The sequence below is a fragment of the Azospirillum sp. P4_B5 genome, from assembly GCF_056402275.1.
Genome location: NZ_JBFUHT010000101.1, coordinates 1 through 4098, shown reverse-complemented (window position 1 = coordinate 4098; position 4098 = coordinate 1). Strand labels below are relative to the sequence as shown.

The 4098-nt window shown below is 63.6% G+C and carries 6 protein-coding genes; 3 read left to right on the top strand and 3 right to left on the bottom strand.

All coding sequences use genetic code 11. From position 1 onward, the window contains the following. Window positions 1-145: 145 nt before the first annotated feature. The 3 genes from AC1DVI_RS31940 to AC1DVI_RS31930 all read right to left on the bottom strand — a co-directional run bounded on the left by AC1DVI_RS31940 (window position 146) and on the right by AC1DVI_RS31930 (window position 1205). The gene (locus AC1DVI_RS31940; protein WP_476961403.1) at window positions 146-379 is read right to left on the bottom strand and encodes a hypothetical protein; all 234 of its coding nucleotides are present in this window, start codon (window positions 377-379) and stop codon (window positions 146-148) included. 195 nt (window positions 380-574) lie between these two features. Further along, a complete protein-coding gene (locus AC1DVI_RS31935; protein ID WP_476961402.1) occupies window positions 575-811 on the bottom strand; it encodes a hypothetical protein in 237 nt (78 codons plus the stop codon). A 235-nt stretch (window positions 812-1046) separates the two neighbouring features. Continuing rightward, window positions 1047-1205: a hypothetical protein gene (locus AC1DVI_RS31930; RefSeq protein ID WP_476961401.1), complete on the bottom strand. Its 159-nt coding sequence runs from the start codon at window positions 1203-1205 to the stop codon at window positions 1047-1049. A gap of 93 nt (window positions 1206-1298) precedes the next feature. Between AC1DVI_RS31930 and istA the strand changes: the two genes are divergently transcribed. From istA to AC1DVI_RS31915, 3 genes are all read left to right on the top strand, one after another. Then, a complete protein-coding gene (istA, locus tag AC1DVI_RS31925; RefSeq protein ID WP_476961400.1) occupies window positions 1299-2522 on the top strand; it encodes an IS21 family transposase in 1224 nt (407 codons plus the stop codon). After that, window positions 2522-3307: an IS21-like element helper ATPase IstB gene (gene istB, locus AC1DVI_RS31920; RefSeq protein WP_476961399.1), complete on the top strand. Its 786-nt coding sequence runs from the start codon at window positions 2522-2524 to the stop codon at window positions 3305-3307. Before istA ends, istB begins: the two co-directional genes overlap by 1 nt. A gap of 291 nt (window positions 3308-3598) precedes the next feature. After that, entirely contained in the window at window positions 3599-3754 is a 156-nt protein-coding gene (locus AC1DVI_RS31915) for a hypothetical protein (protein WP_476961398.1), read from the top strand. Window positions 3755-4098: the final 344 nt, after the last annotated feature.

Below are 4098 nucleotides of genomic sequence, written 5' to 3'. Positions count from 1 at the left end.
AACAACGCGATCATGGGCGACGGTGACGTGATCAACAGCGAGACCGGGCGGGAGCAGGGACAGCAGAGATTTTGACAAGGAAATCAGAGCACTCAGGAAAGGGATGCCGTTCCCCCTATGTGCTCACTGTCGCCCGCAAGTGCACTCACACTGCACCAAAAACGCGGAAGGACCAGTTACTGAAGTCGTTTGACAGTTCCGCGTCCACAAGGTCGAGAAAGTGGCTGGCATCCTGTCGAAGCTCGGCCTCACGGGCCGTATGAAGCTGCATTATCGGAAAGAGCTCGAACGCCAGCAACGGAGCAGCGATGAGCAGGAGGAATGACAGCAGGCGGTTGGCTTTTTTACGAGGCGCTTGCTTCCATAAGGACTTCAGCAATTCCTGTCTCCAAGGGCCGCCCTTTTCTTCCCTGGAGCATTATACAAAAATACACCGGTATGTGATTAGATAAAAATATCGCCGCTCCAAAGGATAGGCATCGGCATATGCCTTGAGGCAGAATTGTCAGTCCCATCAAAAACCGTCTCAACCGCTTTCCCACATCTCATCCGGAAGAACGCCTCCCTATGAAAATCAATCTTCGCTCGCGGAAGCTCGCAAAACTTTTTTAAGCAATTGCTTTGCTTTCCAGCGCTGGATTATATTTCCATGGCGCAGCACCATCTCGGCGTAATTCTTCGCCATAGAGGAAAAACACAGAATGCCTTCTTTTTGGGCAGCCTCGTCGGTGCACGCATACTGAGCCTGACGGAGGCATAAGTAAGCGGTCCGGCACCCATCGAGCGCTATACTTGGCGGAAAATCGACCATCGTGCCGAGCCTCGTAGAAGCAATGTTGAACAAATTTTGCGCAAGATAACCAGGACGGTGGCGAACGATTCTGCATGGTTCGCGTTATCAGATGAATGACCCCATGATTGCTACCTCTTGAGCTGCAAGGTTGGCCATCGCCCCGCCGCGAACCGCTCGTCATGAGCAGCTGCCTGTGGAGGCGCCCATTCAACTCCGGCGCATCGGGTGGCTCCAGCGAAAGAACATCGTATGATCAGACCATAGACACCAAGCGGTGGTCCGGCCAGGACTCGGATTCAAGAGCTTCCACACCGCTCGGCAGATCATCGCCGGCGAACAGATCATCGCCATAGTCCGTTACGGTCAGGTCACCGCTGTCGGGCGTCTTGGCAAACTGGACCCTTAACGACATGAGGAACTGGACCTCCTTCTGAAGAGGGAGGCCAGCATGTCGGTTGTTGAAGAGAGCGTTTTGCCGCGGGGGAATGATCCGCGGAGAGACGTGATGAGGACGCCGGAAGAGGTTGCGGCCATGCTTCGGCTCCATGCCTTGGGCTGGGGTGTCCGGCGCATCGCCACGGAACTCGGGTGCAGTCACATGACGGTGCGGCGCTACCTGGAGGCGGGCGGCTGGACGCCGGCGAAGGTCCCGCCTCGGCCCAAGACGCTGGATGGGCTGGAGAGCTGGCTGGTCGAGCGCTTCCGGCGCCATCGCGGCAACGCCGATGTCGTGCGCCAGGACCTCCAGCGCGAGCACGGCCTGCGCGTCGGCCTGCGCACCGTCGAACGCGCCGTGGCACCGTGGCGGCGCGAGCTGGAGGCCGAGGCCCGGGCCACGGTCCGCTTCGAGACGCCGCCGGGCCATCAGCTGCAGATCGACTTCGGCGAGTTGCGCGCCGCCGTCGGCGGCGAACCACGGGGCAAAATCTACCTGTTCGTCGCCACGCTGGGGCACTCGCGCCGGCTCTACGTCCGACCCTTTCGCCATGAACGGCAGTCGGCCTGGCTCGATGGCCTGGAGGGCGCCTTCCGGCACTTCGGCGGTTTGCCTCAGGAGGTCCTGCTGGACAACGCCAAGGCGCTGGTCACGCATCACGATCCGGAAACCCGCGAGGTGCTCTTCAACGAGCGCTTCCATGCCTTTGCCCGCTACTGGGGCTTTCGGCCGCGGGCCTGCGCACCGTATCGGGCTCGCACCAAGGGCAAGGACGAGCGCGGCGTCGGCTATGTGAAGCGCAACGCCATCGCCGGCCACAGCTTCGCCGGCTGGGCGGCGCTGGAGGCACATCTGGCGTGGTGGATGCGCGAGGTCGCCGACGTGCGCGTGCACGGCACCACCGGCGAGCCGCCGGTCGAGCGGTTCCTGCGCGATGAGGCGCATGCCTTGCGCCCACTGGAGGGGCGGCCGCCGTTCCGGCAAATCCGCGAGCTGACCCGGCAAGTCCACGCCGATGGCTTTGTGGACGTGGATACCAACCGCTACAGCGTGCCGTGGCGCCTGATCGGCACGGCGGTGACGGTGCGGGTCAGCGACAGTCAGGTTCATGTCTTCCAGGCCGGGGTGGAGGTGGCCCGGCATGCCGAGCGGCATGGCCGCCGCGAACGAGTGATCGATGCCGATCACCGCGTTGGCCTGCTCGGCGCATCCAAGCCGCCCCCGGCGGCGGCGGCGGCCGAGTTGCTGCGACCGCTGAGCGAGTACGAGCAACTGATCGGGGGAGGCTGGTGATGGACGCCGACCATCTGCCCGAGATGCTGGCGCGCCTGAAGCTGACGGTGCTGCGCGACCGCCTCGACACGCTGCTCGACGAGGCCGCCCGGCGCGAGCTGAGCCTACGCGAGACCCTGGCCCTGCTGTGCGAGGCGGAAGTGGCGCACCGGGAGGAGCGGCGCATCCAGATGGGCCTGGGCATCGCCAAGTTTCCCTTCGTGCGCACGCTGGAGGGCTTCGACTTCGACGCCCAGCCGTCGCTCGATCCCAAGCAGATCCGGGACTTGGCGGCGTGCCGCTGGGTGGCCAACGGCGACGCCCTGCTGCTGCTCGGGCCGCCGGGGGTGGGGAAATCGCACTTGGCCGTGGCGCTCGGCCGCGAGGCGGTGCGGCACGGCTACTCGGTGCTGTTCGTGCAGGCGACCGAGCTGATCACCGCGCTCGCCCGGGCGCACATCGAGGGGCGGCTGGAGGACAAGCTGGCCCACTACGCCAAAGCCAAGCTGCTGATCGTCGATGAGATCGGCTACCTGCCGTTCGAGCCCAATGCCGCACACCTGTTCTTCCAGCTGGTGTCGCGCCGCTATGAGCGCGGTTCGATGCTGGTGACCAGCAACCGTTCGGTCAGCGAGTGGGGAACGGTGTTCGGCGATCCGGTGGTGGCCACCGCCATTCTCGACCGGCTGCTTCACCACAGCCACGTCATCACCATCCGCGGCGACAGCTACCGGCTGCGCGAGAAGCGGCGGGCCGGCCTGCTCAAGACGAATCCGGCCCCGGCGGTCACCGAAAACACACTATGACGTTCGAGGGTCCAGTTCCTCGTGTCGTCCCCGGTCCAGTTCCTGAAGTCGTTTGACAACCGCCGCTCCCATCAACAACATTCCGGCCCCGTCGGCCTTCATGAGGACCTGTTCGGCGCGATCACCTGACGGCGCCGATACCGGGGTCCCGCGTGCCCACTACCCGATGTGCGACCGAATTCGATGAAGTCCAGCTGCTATTGACGACGATCAAGGCTGCCCGTTCTCCACGCTCGCAGCATCCATATCGGGCCCGAACCTCCAACTGATACGACGGAAGCGACAGTGCCAATGAATAAAGCCCAAATCGGACTGCTGATCGTCTCGCCGCTGCTGATCGGCATGGTTGTGCTGATGTATCGCCAGGGTGTCATGACGCGAAGCAGCGCAGCGCTCGCCGTGCTGGCTTCAGTCGGCACGGTAGCGTGGCTATTCTTCACTCAGTAAATTGTGTCCGTTTTCGAGGCGGAACGCCAGGAGGGACGGTGGTTGCCCACGTCAAAATGCGTATTCCGGTGATTGCGTGCGGTGGTTCCGTCGCGAAAGCGTCCACCGATTCCGGTCGATGGCGTCCAGGTGTTCCGGCGGATGACGTCCACTCCGCGCGGGGGCAGCCTCGGCTGGCTGCTGGGTGACGTGCGGGGGCATCGTCACATAAACTGCGGGGCTGGCGAGCCGGAGGTGCGCCGGGCATGGTAGCGGGATGAGACGCGAGCCCGATCCCCACTACCGCCACCGCTTCCCAGCCGAGCTGATCGCGCACGCAGTTTGGCTGTACCACACGTTCCCGC

Coding starts and splice junctions, on each gene's coding strand:
- AC1DVI_RS31935 (WP_476961402.1), bottom strand. CDS start 811: ATGGTCGATTTTCCGCCAAGTATAGCGCTCGATGGGTGCCGGACCGCT.
- AC1DVI_RS31930 (WP_476961401.1), bottom strand. CDS start 1,205: ATGTCGTTAAGGGTCCAGTTTGCCAAGACGCCCGACAGCGGTGACCTG.
- istA (WP_476961400.1), top strand. CDS start 1,299: ATGAGGACGCCGGAAGAGGTTGCGGCCATGCTTCGGCTCCATGCCTTG.
- istB (WP_476961399.1), top strand. CDS start 2,522: ATGGACGCCGACCATCTGCCCGAGATGCTGGCGCGCCTGAAGCTGACG.
- AC1DVI_RS31915 (WP_476961398.1), top strand. CDS start 3,599: ATGAATAAAGCCCAAATCGGACTGCTGATCGTCTCGCCGCTGCTGATC.